Origin of the sequence: Huintestinicola butyrica (genome assembly GCF_025567215.1) — a bacterium.
Taxonomy (GTDB): Bacteria; Bacillota; Clostridia; order Oscillospirales; family Ruminococcaceae; genus Huintestinicola; species Huintestinicola butyrica.
This window is the reverse complement of record NZ_JAOQKB010000003.1, coordinates 262,986-279,909: the sequence shown is the minus strand read 5'-3', so window position 1 is coordinate 279,909 and position 16,924 is coordinate 262,986. Positions and strand designations below refer to the sequence as shown.

General features: G+C 43.5%; 19 protein-coding genes and 1 pseudogene. 5 read left to right on the top strand and 15 right to left on the bottom strand.

Annotated features, from left to right (window positions below):
* Positions 1-79: 79 nt before the first annotated feature.
* From OCV68_RS05420 to OCV68_RS05410, 3 genes are all read right to left on the bottom strand, one after another.
* Positions 80-880, bottom strand: coding sequence for a class I SAM-dependent methyltransferase (locus tag OCV68_RS05420; protein WP_262571297.1), 801 nt, complete (start codon positions 878-880; stop codon positions 80-82).
* Between the two features lie 61 nt (positions 881-941).
* Complete coding sequence (locus tag OCV68_RS05415) at positions 942-1,109, bottom strand: hypothetical protein (RefSeq protein WP_262571295.1); 168 nt, start codon at positions 1,107-1,109, stop codon at positions 942-944.
* Between the two features lie 87 nt (positions 1,110-1,196).
* Positions 1,197-1,733: a cysteine hydrolase family protein gene (locus tag OCV68_RS05410; RefSeq protein ID WP_022474619.1), complete on the bottom strand. Its 537-nt coding sequence runs from the start codon at positions 1,731-1,733 to the stop codon at positions 1,197-1,199.
* A gap of 138 nt (positions 1,734-1,871) precedes the next feature.
* Between OCV68_RS05410 and OCV68_RS05405 the strand changes: the two genes are divergently transcribed.
* Both OCV68_RS05405 and serS read left to right on the top strand, forming a co-directional pair.
* The gene (locus OCV68_RS05405; protein WP_262571292.1) at positions 1,872-2,582 is read left to right on the top strand and encodes a DUF6796 family protein; all 711 of its coding nucleotides are present in this window, start codon (positions 1,872-1,874) and stop codon (positions 2,580-2,582) included.
* A gap of 162 nt (positions 2,583-2,744) precedes the next feature.
* Positions 2,745-4,034 (top strand): serine--tRNA ligase, encoded by a 1,290-nt coding sequence (gene serS, locus OCV68_RS05400; protein ID WP_022474621.1) that lies wholly within the window; start codon positions 2,745-2,747, stop codon positions 4,032-4,034.
* Between the two features lie 275 nt (positions 4,035-4,309).
* Here the strand turns inward: serS and rpsT are convergent, their stop codons facing one another.
* Positions 4,310-4,546 (bottom strand): 30S ribosomal protein S20, encoded by a 237-nt coding sequence (rpsT, locus tag OCV68_RS05395; protein WP_022474622.1) that lies wholly within the window; start codon positions 4,544-4,546, stop codon positions 4,310-4,312.
* A 345-nt stretch (positions 4,547-4,891) separates the two neighbouring features.
* On the opposite strand from rpsT, the gene gpr reads away from it, so the two are divergent.
* Positions 4,892-5,761 carry a GPR endopeptidase gene (gpr, locus tag OCV68_RS05390; RefSeq protein ID WP_262571289.1) on the top strand — a complete coding sequence of 290 codons (870 nt, stop codon included), beginning with the start codon at positions 4,892-4,894 and terminating at the stop codon, positions 5,759-5,761.
* Positions 5,762-5,820: 59 nt separating this feature from the next.
* On the opposite strand, the gene OCV68_RS05385 is transcribed toward gpr, so the two are convergent.
* From OCV68_RS05385 to OCV68_RS05335, 11 genes and pseudogenes are all read right to left on the bottom strand, one after another.
* Positions 5,821-6,705, bottom strand: coding sequence for a ParB/RepB/Spo0J family partition protein (locus tag OCV68_RS05385; protein WP_262571286.1), 885 nt, complete (start codon positions 6,703-6,705; stop codon positions 5,821-5,823).
* Between the two features lie 25 nt (positions 6,706-6,730).
* A complete protein-coding gene (locus OCV68_RS05380) occupies positions 6,731-7,552 on the bottom strand; it encodes a ParA family protein (protein ID WP_022474625.1) in 822 nt (273 codons plus the stop codon).
* A 248-nt stretch (positions 7,553-7,800) separates the two neighbouring features.
* On the bottom strand, positions 7,801-8,640 hold the full coding sequence (locus OCV68_RS05375; RefSeq protein WP_262571284.1) for a ParB/RepB/Spo0J family partition protein: 840 nt from the start codon (positions 8,638-8,640) through the stop codon (positions 7,801-7,803).
* Positions 8,641-8,760: 120 nt separating this feature from the next.
* On the bottom strand, positions 8,761-9,468 hold the full coding sequence (gene rsmG / locus OCV68_RS05370; RefSeq protein ID WP_022474627.1) for a 16S rRNA (guanine(527)-N(7))-methyltransferase RsmG: 708 nt from the start codon (positions 9,466-9,468) through the stop codon (positions 8,761-8,763).
* Between the two features lie 14 nt (positions 9,469-9,482).
* A pseudogene (locus tag OCV68_RS05365) lies at positions 9,483-9,735 on the bottom strand (TfoX/Sxy family protein).
* 83 nt (positions 9,736-9,818) lie between these two features.
* Positions 9,819-10,604 carry an RNA-binding cell elongation regulator Jag/EloR gene (jag, locus tag OCV68_RS05360; protein ID WP_262571282.1) on the bottom strand — a complete coding sequence of 262 codons (786 nt, stop codon included), beginning with the start codon at positions 10,602-10,604 and terminating at the stop codon, positions 9,819-9,821.
* A gap of 28 nt (positions 10,605-10,632) precedes the next feature.
* Entirely contained in the window at positions 10,633-11,814 is a 1,182-nt protein-coding gene (locus OCV68_RS05355) for a YidC/Oxa1 family membrane protein insertase (RefSeq protein ID WP_262571280.1), read from the bottom strand.
* A gap of 46 nt (positions 11,815-11,860) precedes the next feature.
* Entirely contained in the window at positions 11,861-12,169 is a 309-nt protein-coding gene (gene yidD, locus OCV68_RS05350) for a membrane protein insertion efficiency factor YidD (protein ID WP_262571278.1), read from the bottom strand.
* Positions 12,166-12,528 (bottom strand): ribonuclease P protein component, encoded by a 363-nt coding sequence (rnpA, locus tag OCV68_RS05345; RefSeq protein WP_147622992.1) that lies wholly within the window; start codon positions 12,526-12,528, stop codon positions 12,166-12,168. Before rnpA ends, yidD begins: the two co-directional genes overlap by 4 nt.
* Before the next feature lie 142 nt (positions 12,529-12,670).
* A complete protein-coding gene (gene rpmH, locus OCV68_RS05340) occupies positions 12,671-12,805 on the bottom strand; it encodes a 50S ribosomal protein L34 (protein ID WP_022474633.1) in 135 nt (44 codons plus the stop codon).
* Between the two features lie 161 nt (positions 12,806-12,966).
* Positions 12,967-13,284, bottom strand: coding sequence for a hypothetical protein (locus OCV68_RS05335; RefSeq protein WP_262571275.1), 318 nt, complete (start codon positions 13,282-13,284; stop codon positions 12,967-12,969).
* A gap of 500 nt (positions 13,285-13,784) precedes the next feature.
* Here OCV68_RS05335 and dnaA point away from each other — a divergent pair, with 500 nt between their 5' ends.
* Together dnaA and dnaN are read left to right on the top strand one after the other, a co-directional pair.
* Entirely contained in the window at positions 13,785-15,131 is a 1,347-nt protein-coding gene (gene dnaA / locus OCV68_RS05330) for a chromosomal replication initiator protein DnaA (RefSeq protein ID WP_022474635.1), read from the top strand.
* A 681-nt stretch (positions 15,132-15,812) separates the two neighbouring features.
* Positions 15,813-16,919, top strand: a complete 1,107-nt coding sequence (gene dnaN / locus OCV68_RS05325; RefSeq protein WP_262571273.1) for a DNA polymerase III subunit beta — start codon at positions 15,813-15,815, stop codon at positions 16,917-16,919.
* Positions 16,920-16,924 lie beyond the last annotated feature (5 nt).

The following is a 16,924-nucleotide window of genomic DNA, read 5'->3' as shown; positions in this document are numbered from 1 at the left end:
GCAATACGCATACAAAAAAAGCCATCGCACAATCATAAGATCATGCGATGGTTTTTATCATATCAAACGTATCCGACTGTTACTTCTTCCTGAAAATCAGCATTTTCTGCACAAACTTGTTGATAAACTTCAGATTCCGGAACGGCTTCAGTATAGGATATATCTTCACCATACCACGGGTAATGTTGTCGTCCTTGACCTTTTCAAAGCCCTTTGCCACATCACCCAGATCATCAAAGCTGTCCGCACCGAAAACAAATTTCGCACCTGTTTTCTGAATGGACTTCTCGAGATCTTCCTTGTTGACCCACTTTTTCGCCAGGCACTCCATAATAACATAGGCATTGTCAAAATTATCACGGATAATGCTCAGCATCTTTGCGTTTTCCTCCGCTGTAAGGTACATGGAAAGACCTTCGATTACGAAAAGCATTTTTCCTCTTACAGTGACCTTTTCGGGCCATGACGTGTCAAAAGCAGATGCACCGATAGTGGAAACACGTCCATGCTCGTTGTATATCTGGTCACGGACCTCAATGGTCTCGGGCAGATCAAGATTGTACCATGTTATCCTGCCGTTATCCATGCGGTAAAATCTCGTATCAAGACCGCAGGCAATGTTCACAACAACGCAGTCGGGATTTTTCTTGATAAAATCCCCCACCAGCTCGTCCAGAACTATAGACCTTGCAATAACTCCGTTACCCATGGTAGAGTCGCTGTGAGCGTCATCAAAATCATAATCCAGCTTGTCAACAATTTCAACAGCCTTTGCGTCATAAAACTTGCAGTTCTTGCTTTTCGAGTATTTTGCACGTGCATAAAAGCTCTGGAGCATTGTTTCCGCAGCTCCGTTAAGCGTAGGTTTGATATTTTCCATATTATTTCCCCTCCGACATAATTATATCAGAGCAGATATTGGTAAGTCAATTCGAACTATTTTACTGATAGAGGATATCCGCCAGCCTGCACATTATTTCCGCACTTTGGGTGATATCATTGAGCCTGCCGTTTTTCCGAGCATTTCTCACAATAAATATTATGACGGGAAGCGTGAACAGCAGAAAAATGCCCCCATAAAATGCCACAGCCAACAATACCACATTCATTATGATCCCCCTCAATGTTATTATATCTCTATATTATCATATCATTGGGAAGTCTGAATGATGGCTGTGTAAGACCGCAGTAAAATTTCAGCCGTTTTTGCTTTTTTTCATAAGACTTATTGTAGCTTCAACTGAAATGCACTCAGCATACCTGCCATTCCACATAAATTCATTATAATATATATAACTGTTTTCGGCGGACATATATTCGTTGTCAAAAGTCGAGTTTGCAAAATTCGGCACAATTACCCTGAAACCATGTTCAAAGCCGCATTTTACCGACGCATCAATGCAATAATCCGTTTGCAGTCCCGTAATGATAATATCATTCTCCCCCTTTGAATGCAGATATTCAAGCAGCCCCGTGTCTCTGAACGGACTGTTCACCCGCTTGTCAAAAATCTTTTCACCCTTAGCCGGAGCAAAGCCGCTGTATATCTCATACCCTGCCTTGCCTTTTGTCAGCTCACACCCTTCACCGTCATCATGGCGGACATATATGACCTCAACGCCATTTGCCCTTGCCTCTCCGATAAGCTGCTTTACATTGGCAATGAACCTGTCTGCCATATACAGCTTGTCAGTCGTTATAAGTTCCTGCGCATCTACAACTAAAAGAACCATATTATCACCCCATAAAAGTTTATGTAAATATTATAACAGTCTGTAAAAAGCCTGTCAATCATATATTGACACCCTTATTTTTCAATGTTATAATTAGCATATGCTAATTATAATAAAACAAGATATCGGAGGAGAAATATGAAAATCAACGCAAAAAAAATGAAGCTTGACCTGATGCTGGGCGCATTGGGTGCACTGCTCATGGTCGTAGGCGACCTCGCCCTCAGCATAATACATTCTGACAAATCCGACAGGGGACTATATGTCCGTGAAGCCTACATGATCGGCTCTTATCAGCTGTGGCGGCCCGTGCTGCTTTTTGCAACGGGATTGGTAGGAATGTTTTTCTATTCATTCGGCATAAAAGCCATGTTAGACCAGATAGACCCCAAGTGCCGCAAGCTGCGTGCAGTTATGAAATACGGCGGACTTGCATACATATGCACAGGCGCAGCGCTCCACTTTTTCATCGGCACACTTTCCTACTGGATGACCGTTTTTTCCGCTGAGTTCGGCAGAGAAACAGCAGTACGTCTGGTTGATGACTACTACAGCCGATTTATGCCCGCCGCCTCTATCGCATATCCTTTCATCGCTCTTCTACTGCTGGGCAGTTTCATTTCGATAGTTTCAAACCGCACTATTCTTCCCAGAAAAATGCTTCTGTTCAACATACTCCCATGGCAGCTGATACTTGTGCTTGTCCCCGATATCCATCAGATGATATCTCCAAACATCACCACCATGGATTACGTAATGAGCCAGTCATCGGGAAATCTTGCGGCAGTTATCATGTTCGTATCCCAGTTCATATGGCTTACAAGGAATGAAAAGAAACTTGAGCAATAATTCTGCCGTAAATTTATATAATTTATATTTTGTCACCCAATAATATTAAAAATCCCTCATATTTACTTAAATCCTCTTGATTTTTTTCGCTTATATTGCTATAATTATATAGTTGTATATTTCGCAAAATGCGATATCATATTTATAAAAGGAATGAAAAAAATGCTGGATATCAAATTTGTCAGAGAAAATCCCGACATCGTAAAAGAAAATATCAAGAAGAAGTTTCAGGACAGCAAGCTTCCTCTTGTTGACGAGGTAATCGACCTGGACGCTAAGTCCCGTGCTGCAAAGCAGGAGGCTGATGAGCTGAGAGCTCAGAGAAACAAGCTTTCCAAGCAGATCGGCGCTCTTATGGGTCAGGGCAAGAAGGAAGAGGCTGAGGAAGTCAAGGCTCAGGTAACACGCTTCGGCGATCGTCTTGCTGAGCTTGAAGTTCAGGAGACCGAGCTTGCTGAAAAGATCAAGAAGATAATGATGACTATTCCCAACATCATTGACCCCTCCGTTCCCGTTGGTAAGGACGACAGCGAAAATGTTGAGCTTGAACGTTTCGGTGAGCCTGTAGTTCCCGACTTCGAGGTTCCCTATCACACCGATATCATGGAGCGTCTTAACGGCATCGACCTTGACGCTGCAAGAAAGGTTGCAGGAAACGGCTTCTATTATCTCATGGGCGACATTGCACGTCTCCACTCCGCAGTTACCGCTTACGCAAGAGACTTCATGATCGGCAAGGGTTTTACTTACTGTATTCCTCCTTTCATGATCCGTTCAAGCGTTGTAACAGGCGTTATGAGCTTTGCCGAAATGGATGCTATGATGTACAAGATCGAGGGCGAGGATCTTTACCTCATCGGTACAAGTGAGCACTCCATGATCGGTAAGTACATTGATACAGTTGTTGATGAATCCACACTTCCTCATACCCTCACCAGCTACTCCCCCTGCTTCCGTAAGGAAAAGGGCGCTCACGGCATCGAGGAAAGAGGCGTTTACCGTATCCACCAGTTTGAAAAGCAGGAGATGATAGTTATCTCCAAGCCCGAGGACAGCATGGAGTGGTTCCACAAGATGTGGCACTACACCGTTGAGCTTTTCCGTTCCATGGACGTTCCCGTAAGAACCATCGAGTGCTGCTCCGGTGACCTTGCAGACCTGAAGGTCAAGTCCTACGACGTTGAGGCATGGAGCCCCCGTCAGAAGAAGTACTTTGAGGTAGGAAGCTGCTCCAATCTTGGTGACGCTCAGGCAAGAAGACTTGGCATCAGAGTAAAGGCAGAGGACGGCAGAAAGTATTTTGCCCATACTCTTAACAACACCGTTGCCGCACCTCCCAGAATGCTTATCGCTCTGCTTGAAAACAATCTCAATGCAGACGGTTCCGTAAATATCCCCAAGTCTCTCCAGCCTTACATGGGCGGAAAGACAATCATCACTCCTTCCAAGTAATCATAGAATATGCAAAATGCTGCAGCAGTTTACACTGGGGCAGCATTTTTTTTTGCAGTAAAAAAGGAAACGGATAAATCTTTTTTATCAATCTCAGTTTTTGTTCCACGTGGAACTTTATAACAAACTCTGTTTTCAGAAAACAAAATGACTTTCAACACTCATTAGAAAATTGTTGAAAGTCATTTTTATTTTTAATGAAACAAATAAAAAAGCCATTTCCGAGTATTCCCGAAAATGGCTTTAAGTATATTTACTTTAAGTTGCTGAAAAAATTAGCCGTTGAGCTTCTTAGCGAGCTGGCTCTTCTTTCTTGCAGCCTGGTTCTTGTGCATGATACCCTTAGCGCAAGCCTGGTCAACCTTCTTGATAGCAAGCTTGATAGCCTCAGGGGACTTCTCAGCGTCAGCAGCCTTGATAACAGTCTTAAGGTTGGACTTAACCATCTTGTTCTGAAGTGTCTTAGCGTTGATAACCTTTACTCTCTTCTTAGCGGATTTAATATTAGGCATAATGTTGAACCTCCATCAAAAGTTTTCTGTGAATGATAACACCCACAGCCATTAACATATTTATCTGTTTTATCTGTAAACGGATTAACAGCCGTGAATAAAGCCATCGACACGGTGCTGGCTTTTGCGGAGCGTAATGACATCGTTCCAATCACGCTTATAAAATCCTGCCTCGAAAACATTTATTGTCGGCCAAATATTTTCGGACACTATAATATTATACCATCTTACGGCAGTAATTTCAATAGAATTTAATGTAAAATTTTCTAATACACATCACGGGTATTTTTAGTTATTTTGTACATAATACAATCAGCTATATAAATCAAGAAAGGTGTAATAAAAATGCTTTCATCAAAGTATTCACGTACCGATCTGGCAGTGGAGCTTTTTGACCCCGACTCAAACCAGCTTCCAAAAGGCATACGCCGCAAGCTGAGGAAAAGCTCCGTCTGCTCCATTACCGAAATAATCGTTGATGACATGGTCGCAGGCATTCGCATAGGCAAAAGCAAGGGCAGATACATTACTATTGAAACAGACCGTCTTTCCGCTCACCCACAGGATTTTGCGGAGCAGTCCTCAAACATCTCCGATGAGTTGTCCGCACTTATCCCCGACAAGGAACGTTTGCTTGTGGTAGGTCTTGGCAATAAGAGCATAACCCCCGACGCTCTCGGTCCTCTCAGTGCATCACGCATTATCGCCACACGTCATGTCACAAAAGAAAACGTAGGTTCTGAACTTTCGGGTCTGCAGCTTAATTCTGTCTCGGTGCTCTCCGCAGGTGTTATGGGGCAGACAGGCATTGAATCCTCGGAGATGATATATGCCGTCTGTGAAAAGGTTCAGCCCACCTGCATAATCGCCATTGATGCCCTTGCCTGCAGCGATATCTCACGTCTTGGCACGACCATTCAGATAACCGACTCAGGTATCTCCCCCGGCTCAGGCGTTCAGAATCGCCGCAAGGAGCTTTCAAAGGAAACTCTGGGTATCCCTGTCATTGCAATAGGCGTGCCCACCGTAGTTGATATGCACAGCATCGTCCACAGCATCACAGGCACAGCCCCCGATAAACACCTGCCGAATATGATGGTAACTCCCCGTGATATTGACAAGCTCATTGAGCGGGCAGCTCACCTGCTGGCATTTTCCATTAACCGTACCGCACAGCCGAAGCTTTCAAACGAAGATATACTTTCTTTAATGTGATAACTGATGTGATAAAAACAGCCGCAATGTTCCACGTGGAACACTGCGGCTATTGTGTTTTAATTTTCACTATTATAATTGCCGTTTTCAATGCTTATAAGCTCATTTGTCAGCCTGCAAAGGTCGTCCTTGTCCTCAAAAGTGAGAACGATCTTGCCCTTGCCGTTTCCGTTGCCGCTTATCTTAACACCACGGTTAAGCCTGTCCTTTAAACTAAGCTCCATTTCAGTAAAGAAATTCTTCATCTGCTTATCCTTAGGCTCTGTCTTGATGACAGCGTCGTCATCACCCTCGCCATTGAAACGTGCAGCCAGCTTTTCAGTGTCACGAACACTGAGCTTGTCCTTTACAACCGTCTCGGCTGCCATTATCATCTTCATCTTATCATTGATAGACATAAGTACCTTGGCGTGACCTGTGGTAATGTCCCCGTTTCTCAGCATTTCAAGCACTTCATCGGGAAGTGCCAACAAACGCATGAAGTTTGCAATATATGGGCGGGATTTACCCATTGTCTTCGAAAGTGACTCCTGTGTCATGCCATACTTATCAATAAGTTCCTTATAAGCCGCAGCTTCTTCAACAGGATTCAGGTCAGATCGCTGAACATTCTCGATTATAGCCAGCTGAGATGCCTCAAAGTCGTCCATCTCACGAATGATAACAGGCACTTCTGTGAGACCCAGCACACGGCAGGCACGCCATCTTCGCTCGCCTGCGATTATCTGGTAGGTAATGCCGTTTGGCATAGGGCGCACAACAATAGGCTGAATAAGACCATGTTCACGGATAGATTCAGCCAATCCCCTTATCTCTTCTTCATCAAAAGCCTTACGGGGCTGGGATTTGTTTGGTTCGATCTCCGACATACGTAATGTCTGAGATTCCTTGTTTTCTATTGCATTATCTTCAAAAAGAGCGTCAAGACCTGAGCCGAGAGCCATTTAAATCGTTCCTTTCATTGTAAAATCAGACTTTTATGCCGCCAAGCAGCTTTTTCTTCACAGGCTTTGGAGTGATGTCCTTAATACCGTGACGGGTGAGCATTTCCTCTGCCAGATGTTCATACGCCTCTGCACCTCTGGATGACTTGTCATAATAAATGACAGGCTTGCCAAAGCTGGGAGCCTCCGAAAGCTTAACATTTCTTGGAATAACTGTGCGATAAACTTTCTTTGGAAAATGCTTTTGAACCTCAGCAACTACCTGATTTGTAAGGTTAAGTCTCGCATCAAACATGGTGAACACAATGCCGTCAATATCAATATTGGGATTATAATGCTGCTTTACACGCCTGATAGACTCCACCAGCTGAGAAAGTCCCTCCAGTGAATAATACTCACACTGAAGCGGGATAAGCACTGAGTCAGATGCACAAAGTGCGTTTATAGTCAGCAGTGAAAGTGAGGGCGGACAGTCGATAAATATGTAGTCATAGTCATTTTTCACCGTCAGCAGCTGCATTTTAAGGCGGTTTGAGCGGTTATCCAGATTAACAAGTTCAATATCAGCGCCTGCAAGAGCAGATGTGCTGCAAATTACAGATACATTCTTATAAGCCGTCTCGATTATTCCCTCGGTAATACGTCTTTTGCCCATAAGAATGTCATAAACAGTCACCGAGACTGATTTTTTTCTTATTCCAAAGCCGCTGGTAGTGTTGCCTTGAGGGTCCATGTCAATGCAAAGCACCCTCTGACCCCTTATTCCGATAGATGCAGCCACATTTACCACAGTAGTTGATTTACCAACGCCGCCTTTCTGATTGGCGACCGCAATAATTTTAGTCATTATATGAATTTCCTTTCCAATAAAGCAAAAAATAGCTCAAAGCCACTGTTTTGAGCAAAATTCATTTCCTTTTCAGGAGTATTTTCTCATTACTATAATATTATAGCATTGATGGAGACTATTTGCAACTGGCAAAGGTAATAAAAAAAGAATGTTCCACGTGGAACATTCTCCAATTATGATAAATCAAATAAATTTCTGGAATCAGATGTTCCACGTGGAACAATTTGTATTATGTAATATATCTGCTATGCACTCTTGTTAGGAATACGAACAACATATTCAGTGTATTCTTTCTGCTTGCTCTTGCGCATTTCAGCTTCAATGCCTGCTGCTTTCATCACCTCTACAGCATGATTTATGGTATTCACAAAAAGTCTCACATCCTTGAAAGCCCCTCGGCACTTCTTTATTCTGACCATTTCCTTGTTTTCTTTCATTCTCATTTCAATAAGTTTTTCCGTACTTTCCACATTGAGCCTGCGGCGGTATATTTCCTCAATAAGCTGAGTTCTGAGAGTAACATCATTGACGCACAGTAAAGCTCTGGCGTGTCTTTCAGTAAAGCCGTATTCAAGCATAGCTTTTCGTTCAGGGCGGGTATATTTCAGCAGACGTATCTTATTTGCCACCGTTGACTGTGATTTTCCCAGTCTCACAGCCACATCTTCCTGAGTGTAGCCAAACAGTTCGATCATCACACTGATAGCTTCCGCTTCTTCAAAAAAGTTAAGATCCTTACGCTGCATATTCTCCGTGAGAGCCATTATGGCAGAACCTCTTTCTGTGGTCTCCACAATAATGCAGGCAATCATCGTCATACCGCAGAGACGTGCCGCACGAAGTCTCCTTTCCCCTGCCACAAGTTCATAGCCAATATCAAGCCGACGGACGATTATAGGCTGTATAAGTCCGTTTGTCTTGATGCTTGCAGCCAGCTCTTTTAAGTCCTCTTCAGTAAATTTTCTTCTGGGCTGATTCGGGTTAGGATATATTCTGTCAATATCCACCTCAACAACCTTGCCCGCAGGCTTTTCGTTCATTATAACGCCGCCTATATTTTCTAATAAGTTAATTTTAAAGGGCATTACATATCATCCTTTCTTTTGTTGATGATATAATTGTAATGCCCTTTATGCCTAAAATAAAGCTTAATATTTCGCCGCCCTGCGACATTTATTATTCTATTCCAAGGTTAATTCAGCAAATCACAGATGCTTCTTTGAAATCTGAGCGCCTACTCGTGGATATTTTGTCGGTGTGGCTGATATTTTTTTTATCTCAACGATAACCCTCTTGTCGCCGCACGGAAGCGCATATTCATACACATTGGATATTTCTCCGCCCAGTGTCTTTACAGCATTATTGCCCTCGCTGATATTTTCATTTGGACCCTTCATGGCAATGAAGCTGCCACCAACCTTAACAAAAGGCAGGCAGTATTCAGCCAGCACAGGGAGAGCCGCCACAGCTCTTGCAGCTGCCACATCATAGCTCTCACGAAGTGACTTGTCACGTCCCCCATCCTCTGCACGGGCATGGATACAGGTCATAGGAAGTGTCTCCGCAGCCACTGCTTCAAGGAACTTCACACGCTTCATAAGGCTGTCAAGGAGAGTTACATCAAGGTCATGGCGATATATCTTCATCGGCACTCCTGGGAAGCCTGCGCCCGTTCCCACATCAATCACCCTGCCGTTCTGAGGAATATCGCAGTATTTGAAAATAAGCAGACTGTCCAGAAAATGCTTTTCTGATATACCCATAGGGTCGGTTATTCCCGTAAGATTCATCACCTTGTTATATTCCACCAGAATATGAGCATATTTGTCAAGCATATCATACTGACTTTGGCTAATCTCAATGCCCTGCTCTGCAAACATCTTTTCAAACTCTTCAAAAGAGATAATATTCATATTGTTTTTCCTTTTCAATATAATTTGTGAAGCTCATAGAATTTTTTTAAGCTCGTCTTTTCTGTACTGCGGCAGCTCGGTTATTGTATCGCACCCTCCAAAGCAAGCAGTCTGTGAATACAAGCAGAGCTGTCATTCTCCTGAATGTTTCAGCCATGCCTTTTCCGCACCTGTCGCTTTAAGTTCGTCATATGTAAAAAAGCCTGCACCGTTGAGCTGCTTCTCAACTGCCTTTCCTGTATTCGGAAGCTTTGAAAGTTCGCCCATTTTGTCATCTCCTGTCAAATGTTCCACGTGGAACAATGCCTATAAAAAAAGTCGGCACGCAACCGACTTTTTCTTGAATTTAATTAAAGATCAATCTTTCCGTAAAGCTCTCCGTCGAACATACTGTCCTCAGGCTTGGGCTTTTTGTAGTCCTTTTCAAAAGAAGTCTTCATAAGATCCATGGAATAAGGCTCTCTCTTCTGGCGGGGCTTTCCGTTTCCTCTTCTCTGAGAATTGCCCTTGCGCTCAGGTCTGCCGTTTACGGAAGAAATAACAACTCTTCTGTAAGGTTCCTCACCGATGCTCTTGGAGGTAACACCCTCTATCTCGCTTACAGCCGCATGAATAATTCTTCTCTCGTAAGGATTCATAGGCTCCAGAGTGGAGGTTCTGCCGCTTCTGAGAACGCTCTTGGCGATCTTCTTTGCAAGCTCTTCAAGAATAGCTTTTCTCTTCTCTCTGTATCCGCAGGAGTCAAGGCTTATTCTGTAGTATTCCTTGTCGCCTCTGTTTGCGGTCATGGAAGCAAGGTACTGGATAGCGTCCAGAGTCTCGCCTCTTCTGCCGATAACAGCGCCTGTGGTGTCGCCCTTGATATCAATAACTGCGCCGTCCTCATTTTCAGTGATATCCAGTTCAGCGTCAATGTTCATGCACTTGAGAATTTCCTTGATATAGTCGGCAGCGATCTCAGCCTTGCTGGGTTCATACTCTGCAACTATCTTTGCATCGCTTCTGCCGATTCCGAGAAAGCCCTTCTTCTCTTCCTCAACAACTGTTACGATAAGCTTGCTGATATCAACGCCGAATTCTGCTGCTGCAAGCTTCTTAGCTTCTTCTACGGTATTTGCGGTAAATTCCTTTTTCATATTGAAACATCCTTTCTGTATCGGATTTTTATTCATCGTCGTTATCGCTGCTTACGCTGCCGTCGCCGTACATTTCAGCCTGTTTTCTTCTTGCCTCGGCAATAATTTTTCTCTCGTAATCCTTTGCCTGAGACTTGGAAAGCTTGATTTCTTCGCCTGTTTCTTCATCTCTTACAACAGGAGCCGATGTCATTCTGCCGTTATTTGAAGTTCCGCCGTTCTGCTGCTTGAGCTGCTCCTGGAGCATATCATTGTATTTCTGCATAATGCCTGATTTTTTCTGATTTTTCTTTTTGAGCTTGTCTTTCTCAACCAGCTTTGCAACATACTCGGGAGTATATATCTTGTTGAGAACGAACATCTGGATAAGACCAACGAGAGAGGAGCATATCCAGTAGAAACCGATACCTGCGGGATAGGAGAATGCGATCCATACAGAGAACAGGGGCATGATGTAAAGCATCATGTTCATGCTGCCCATCTGAGCGGAAGCCTCGGGATTGAGCTTCTTCTGCTTAGCGGTGCTGTAAATGGTCATTGCCAGCTGGATAACACCTGAGATAATGGGTATGAGCAGCAGACCGATAGCAGCTGCGTTCCATACAGTGCCCTCATCAAATATAGTCTTAGGGATAGAGCCAAGGTCAATGATGCCGAAAAGTTTGTTGTTGAATCCGGAGATCTTTTCCAGCATTTCGGGAGTAACGCCCTCAGCGCCCTCAAATGCCGCAGGATTATCCTTTACAGCCTGGAGGATATAAAGCTCGGGACGGGAATTAAAGTAATTTACTCCCTCAAACATGGGAGCCGCAACAGTCTTGAGAGCCTCAATGCCCTGCTTGCTGATTCGGAGAATGTGATAAAGGGGACGATATACAACGTCGAACACGCCGTACAGGAAAAACAGCTGTAAAAACATAGGCAGGCAGGAAGCCATGGGGTTTATGTTCTCCTCGGCATAGAGCTTCATCTGCTCTTCCTGGAGCTTGTTGGGATTGTTGGCATACTGCTTTTTCAGCTTATCGAGCTTAGGCTGAAAGGCTGCCATTGCAGCGGTCGATTTCTGCTGCTTTACGGACAGCGGGAAAAGGATAAGGCGGACAATAAATGTGAAGATAAGAATTGCTACGCCATAGTTTTTGACCAGAGCATAGACCGCCCACATTATCCAGCCAAGAGGATAACCTATCAACTCAGAAATAAAACCCATACTTTTAATGTTCCTCCGTTTTTCGATTGATGATGTATATTACGGGTCATTTCCTGCGATTGCGATAATGAACACCGTTATTTTCTTTTTTAAAGCAGTAAAGCAGATCAAATTTATCCGGCACATGATCCACTCCGCCTCTGGCAAAGGGATTGCACCTGAGTATCCTCCACATTCCGAGAATAGTTCCTTTTATAACTCCATGCTTTTCTATAGCCTGCATGAAATATGTGGAGCATGAGGGATAATATCTGCATACCGCAGGGGTATATTTTGAAATAAACCTTTTGTAAAATCTTATGGGAAGCTTGAAAAGCTCCTTAAAAAGCCACTCCAGCCTGTCAAGAGGTGTCATTTTTTAACAGTCCTCTTCTGCCTCTGAGGGTCTTTCATGGCAGGAATGACCTTTTTTTTGAAAAATGTGCTGATGTGATAGGACTTGCACTCGGTGCTGCCCTGCCTTGCGGTTATCACAATATCGTAACCCTTGGGGAAATCAGCTTCATTTTCCCTGTAAGCCTGCCTGATAACTCTTCTGGCACGGCTCCTCATGACAGCATTTCCGATTTTCTTGCCTGTGGAAATGCCTATCCTGTTTTCTTTTCTGCCGTTGCGGCGGTAATATACCGTACACATTCCGCAGGAAACGAAAGCGCCCTTGCCGTAGAGCCTGACAAATTCCTTGTTATCTTTAAGTCTGACAGTAAAAAGCATGGCAACTCCGCCTCATAAAAAATTCTTACAGCTAAAAAATATGACCACAAACCGTTAAATTTGTGGTCATAAGATACCTTTAGCCGTATTACAGCTATACCTGTCCCGTAAAGTCATATTCACAGAAAGGCATAATCGTAAATCAGTAAGAGAGCATCTTTCTGCCCTTTGCTCTTCTGCGGGACAGCACCTTGCGGCCGTTCTTTGTGGACATTCTCTTCATAAAGCCGTGCTCTTTTTTTCTGTGGAGCTTCTTAGGCTGATATGTTCTTTTCACTATTCTTTCCTCCTCGCTTTTTATTACTTGATTTCATATTCAAAGGCGCATAGATATACACGCCATCGGGGAATACCCCATCAATGATATAGTATAACTCAAACCAATGCCCTCTGTCAAGTGTTTTTTTGAAATTTTCAGAATTTTTCAGACTTTTTTTATCACACAACCATTTCTCCGTTTACATAAAGATGAAATTCACCTGCATTTATGTTTGAGATAACACCGTCAAAGGAAGATATATAGCAGTCCGATGTGAGGTTCCATGTGCTGTTTTCATCAAGCGAAACGCTGATATTTCCGCCCGAATTATCGGCATTTATGGCTCCCGTAAGTACAGAGCCGCTCATATCAAGATCAAGGGTAGATATCTCGTCAACAACAATATCGCCCTCAACAGTCTGGTCGGTGAGGGACATTTTCACATCTCCGCCGTTCTCTCCGCTCTTTCCCCAGCTACGGGAAGAACTGTTGCCCACTACCCTCAGGAAAACGCCGTCTGATACTAATCTTTAATCGCTCTATAGGCAAAGCCGAGGATTTGTCTGTAGGTTGATTGAAGATTAGTATTCCAAATGAATATTATTTCTCAAAATAAATAAAAGCTATTAAAATGCAGGCGGCTTGAAACTGAGAGCAATTTCGCAAAAATTGCTCTCAGTTTCTGCCGTAAGGCACAGGTACGGTCAAATTCACTTTTCATTTAACAGTTTCTTGCCATCATTACATACAACAAAATTCTCTTTCAACAATTTTTAAAAACCTGTTGAAAAGCTCAATTTTCACTTTTCACCCTATTCTATTATTAAATATACCTTAACTCAGCGAAAAAAATGCCCGTACCCCTTGCAATTTGGGCGGGTTTATGGTATAATTTATTAGAATAGTGTGTTTATGCCCTCTTGAAGCTAAAATTGCGGGCTGCTGCGCATTTCTTTTATTTTTTCAGCGTTTTTCACGCTTGGGAAAGAGGTTTTCTATGAAATCTTTTGCCGAGGTATTCGATAAAGTCCTCGAATACATTCATCAGAAGGTGCTCAATAACGAGCTTACAAAAGTAGCCTATGATATGTGGCTCAAATCAATGATACCCGACAGGCTGGACGGCAATGTAGCTTATATCAAGGTGCAGTCCTCCTTCCAGAAGGAGATCATTCTCAAAAACTACAGTGAGCTGCTCAAAGAAGCTTTCATGCACGTTATGGGCTTCGAGGTGGAAATAGTCATCGTCCCCGATGAACATTCGGACGAAAACGACTATAAGCCCATAAAGGACAGGGAAGAGCTGGAGCTTACATTTTCCAATGCCGAATATGACTATACTTTCGATACATTTATAGTAGGCAGGTCAAATGAATTTGCCCACGCTGCCTGCGTGGCTGTCTCCAAGAACAGAGGGGGAGCTTATAATCCTTTGTTTATCCACGGACCCTCGGGTCTGGGAAAAACTCACCTGCTCACAGCCATATCCAACGCTATCAAGGCTTCCGAGCCTGATACAAATATCGTGTATGTTACAGGCGAGGTGTTCACCAACGAGCTTATCTCAGCCATCAAGGAAAAGGACACCCTGCCTTTCAGGAAAAAGTACCGCAGTGCGGACGTGCTTCTTGTTGATGATATCCAGTTCATTTCGGGCAAAGAGTCAACTCAGGAGGAATTTTTCCATACCTTCAACGAGCTTCATTCACAGGGCAAGCAGATAGTCCTCACCTCCGACCGCCCACCAAAGGATATAAAGACCCTTGAAGAGCGTATCAGAACAAGATTTGAATGGGGCCTTATTGCGGATATCACAACTCCCGACTTTGAAACGAGAGTTGCTATCATAAAAAGAAAAGCCGACCTGCTGAATCTCAAGCTTTCCGACGATGTGGTGGACTGCATCGCCACAAGGCTTAAGACCAACATCAGGCAGCTGGAGGGCTGCGTCAAGAAGCTGAAAGCATATCAGCACCTTGTGGGCACTCCACCCACCATGACACAGGCGCAGAACGCTATCAGGGAGATACTCAGCGATGATTCCCCCGCCCCCGTTACCGTTGACAGGATCATAAGCGACGTGGCGGCAGTATATGGCGTTACCGCCGATGATATCAGGAGCATGAAGAGATCTTCCCAGATATCCACCGCAAGAATAGTTGCAGCGTATGTTATCAAGGAAATGACCCAGCTTTCGCTTGAGAGCATCGGTGCGGAGCTTGGCGGAAAGAACCACTCCACCGCTTCCTATTACATCAAATCCGCCGTAAAGTCCATGGAAAGCGACCCCAGAACCAAAGAAACCATTGATGATATCATCAAAAATCTGAGGGAATCCAGCTAAAAGTTACCAAATGTTACAGATAGTTACAAAATGTAACTTTTTCAACACCTTTGACTTTCTTTCAACAATGCCGAAAAATAGGGGGTTGTGGAATGTGAAAAACATAAAAAACGTTTCAGATGCCCAAATTTCACAACTTATTGTAAAATCAAATTTAAAATATACTTTTAGTTTAATTTTACAGTAAGTTATATCAACAGCTTTCAACAGGCTGTTGAAAGTGATGTCAAAAAGCCGGTTCAGTGAAAAAGCCCAATTACAAAATGGTTACAACTTGTTACATTTCGGATTTACAGAATGTATAAATCCCACATTCAACAAACTGACGAGTGAAAAATCCCCCGAATTTTTGATTCAACCGTTTTTTAGGAAATGTTTCAACTTTTCACTGTAAGAAATTCAACGGTTTGAACCGAAATGTTTTCGTTTTGTAATCGCTTTGTAATTTTCAAAACTATCAAAAATATTTCAACACGCTGCTGTTGACCCATAAAACCGCCTTGCAAAAGGCTTTGACCCCGATTTAATAAATTTCAACACCTCTATTACTGTTACTATTTTGTAATTATATGTTTTGTTTTGTAACGTGCTGTGTAACCTGACTGTAATAACTTGGTTTCAGAATGTTACCGATAAAATACATAGCCGTAAAACTGATAATAATAAAAAGGAATGATATAAATGAAGTTCACCTGCAAGCAGTCCGTTCTCAATGAGGCGGTAAACAATGTATCAAGAGCAGTTCCGCAGAAATCTCCCGTAAGCGCTCTTGAAGGCATCAAGATGTACCTTGATAAAAACACTCTGGAGCTGACAGGCTATGACCTTGAGCTTGGTATCCAGACAAAGATACAGGTAGATTCCGAGGATCACGGAGAATTTACCGTAAATGCAAAGCTTTTTGCCGAGATAATCAGAAAAATGCCCTCCGAGGATGTTTCCGTTGATATAAACGACAAGCTGAAGGCTACCATCAAGGGCGGAGATGCGGAGTATAACATTCTTGCTCTTTCCGCAGACGATTATCCCTCAATGCCCGACTATGATACTTCCGACAGCATCACCATTTCTCAGGGATTGCTGAAAAATATGATAGGTCAGACGATTTTTGCCGTATCTGTTTCTGATAATAAGCCAATACTTACAGGAGAGCTTTTCGACATTGAAAACGGCATCTTCAATCTTGTTGCAATAGACGGATTCAGGCTGGCTGTAAGAACAGAAAAGCTGAACACCGAGGACAGGCACCACTTTGTTGTAAAGGCAAAGGCGCTTTCCGAGGTATCAAAGCTTCTCAAGGACGACGGCGACGATCCTGTGAATATGTACCTTTCCAGAAAGCATATCGTTTTTGATATCAACGGATATATGGTAATTTCCCGACTGCTGGAGGGCGAGTTCCACAACTACAAGGGTTCTATCCCCCAGAACCACTCCACCGAGATAGTTCTCAACACCAAGGCGCTTATTGCCAGCCTTGAAAGATGCTCACTCCTTATCGTTGAGCAGACAAAGGCTCCCGTAAAGTGCTCCTTCGGCGACGGTCAGGTAAAGATAAGCTGTTCCACCACTCTCGGAAAGCTTTCCGACGAGTTCCCTGTTGATATCACAGGCAACAAGGTGGATATCGGCTTCAACTGCAAATATCTGCTGGACGCACTTAAAGCTGCTGAGTCCGATAAGGTAAAGCTTCTCCTCAACGGCGGACTTTCCCCCATGAAGATAGTTCCCATCGACGGCGATGCTTATACCTTTCTCGTTCTTCCCGTAAGACTTAAATCCGAATAATCATA

Coding starts and splice junctions, on each gene's coding strand:
- OCV68_RS05420 (WP_262571297.1), bottom strand. CDS start 880: ATGGAAAATATCAAACCTACGCTTAACGGAGCTGCGGAAACAATGCTC.
- OCV68_RS05415 (WP_262571295.1), bottom strand. CDS start 1,109: ATGAATGTGGTATTGTTGGCTGTGGCATTTTATGGGGGCATTTTTCTG.
- OCV68_RS05410 (WP_022474619.1), bottom strand. CDS start 1,733: ATGGTTCTTTTAGTTGTAGATGCGCAGGAACTTATAACGACTGACAAG.
- OCV68_RS05405 (WP_262571292.1), top strand. CDS start 1,872: ATGAAAATCAACGCAAAAAAAATGAAGCTTGACCTGATGCTGGGCGCA.
- serS (WP_022474621.1), top strand. CDS start 2,745: ATGCTGGATATCAAATTTGTCAGAGAAAATCCCGACATCGTAAAAGAA.
- rpsT (WP_022474622.1), bottom strand. CDS start 4,546: ATGCCTAATATTAAATCCGCTAAGAAGAGAGTAAAGGTTATCAACGCT.
- gpr (WP_262571289.1), top strand. CDS start 4,892: ATGCTTTCATCAAAGTATTCACGTACCGATCTGGCAGTGGAGCTTTTT.
- OCV68_RS05385 (WP_262571286.1), bottom strand. CDS start 6,705: ATGGCTCTCGGCTCAGGTCTTGACGCTCTTTTTGAAGATAATGCAATA.
- OCV68_RS05380 (WP_022474625.1), bottom strand. CDS start 7,552: ATGACTAAAATTATTGCGGTCGCCAATCAGAAAGGCGGCGTTGGTAAA.
- OCV68_RS05375 (WP_262571284.1), bottom strand. CDS start 8,640: ATGCCCTTTAAAATTAACTTATTAGAAAATATAGGCGGCGTTATAATG.
- rsmG (WP_022474627.1), bottom strand. CDS start 9,468: ATGAATATTATCTCTTTTGAAGAGTTTGAAAAGATGTTTGCAGAGCAG.
- jag (WP_262571282.1), bottom strand. CDS start 10,604: ATGAAAAAGGAATTTACCGCAAATACCGTAGAAGAAGCTAAGAAGCTT.
- OCV68_RS05355 (WP_262571280.1), bottom strand. CDS start 11,814: ATGGGTTTTATTTCTGAGTTGATAGGTTATCCTCTTGGCTGGATAATG.
- yidD (WP_262571278.1), bottom strand. CDS start 12,169: ATGACACCTCTTGACAGGCTGGAGTGGCTTTTTAAGGAGCTTTTCAAG.
- rnpA (WP_147622992.1), bottom strand. CDS start 12,528: ATGCTTTTTACTGTCAGACTTAAAGATAACAAGGAATTTGTCAGGCTC.
- dnaA (WP_022474635.1), top strand. CDS start 13,785: ATGAAATCTTTTGCCGAGGTATTCGATAAAGTCCTCGAATACATTCAT.
- dnaN (WP_262571273.1), top strand. CDS start 15,813: ATGAAGTTCACCTGCAAGCAGTCCGTTCTCAATGAGGCGGTAAACAAT.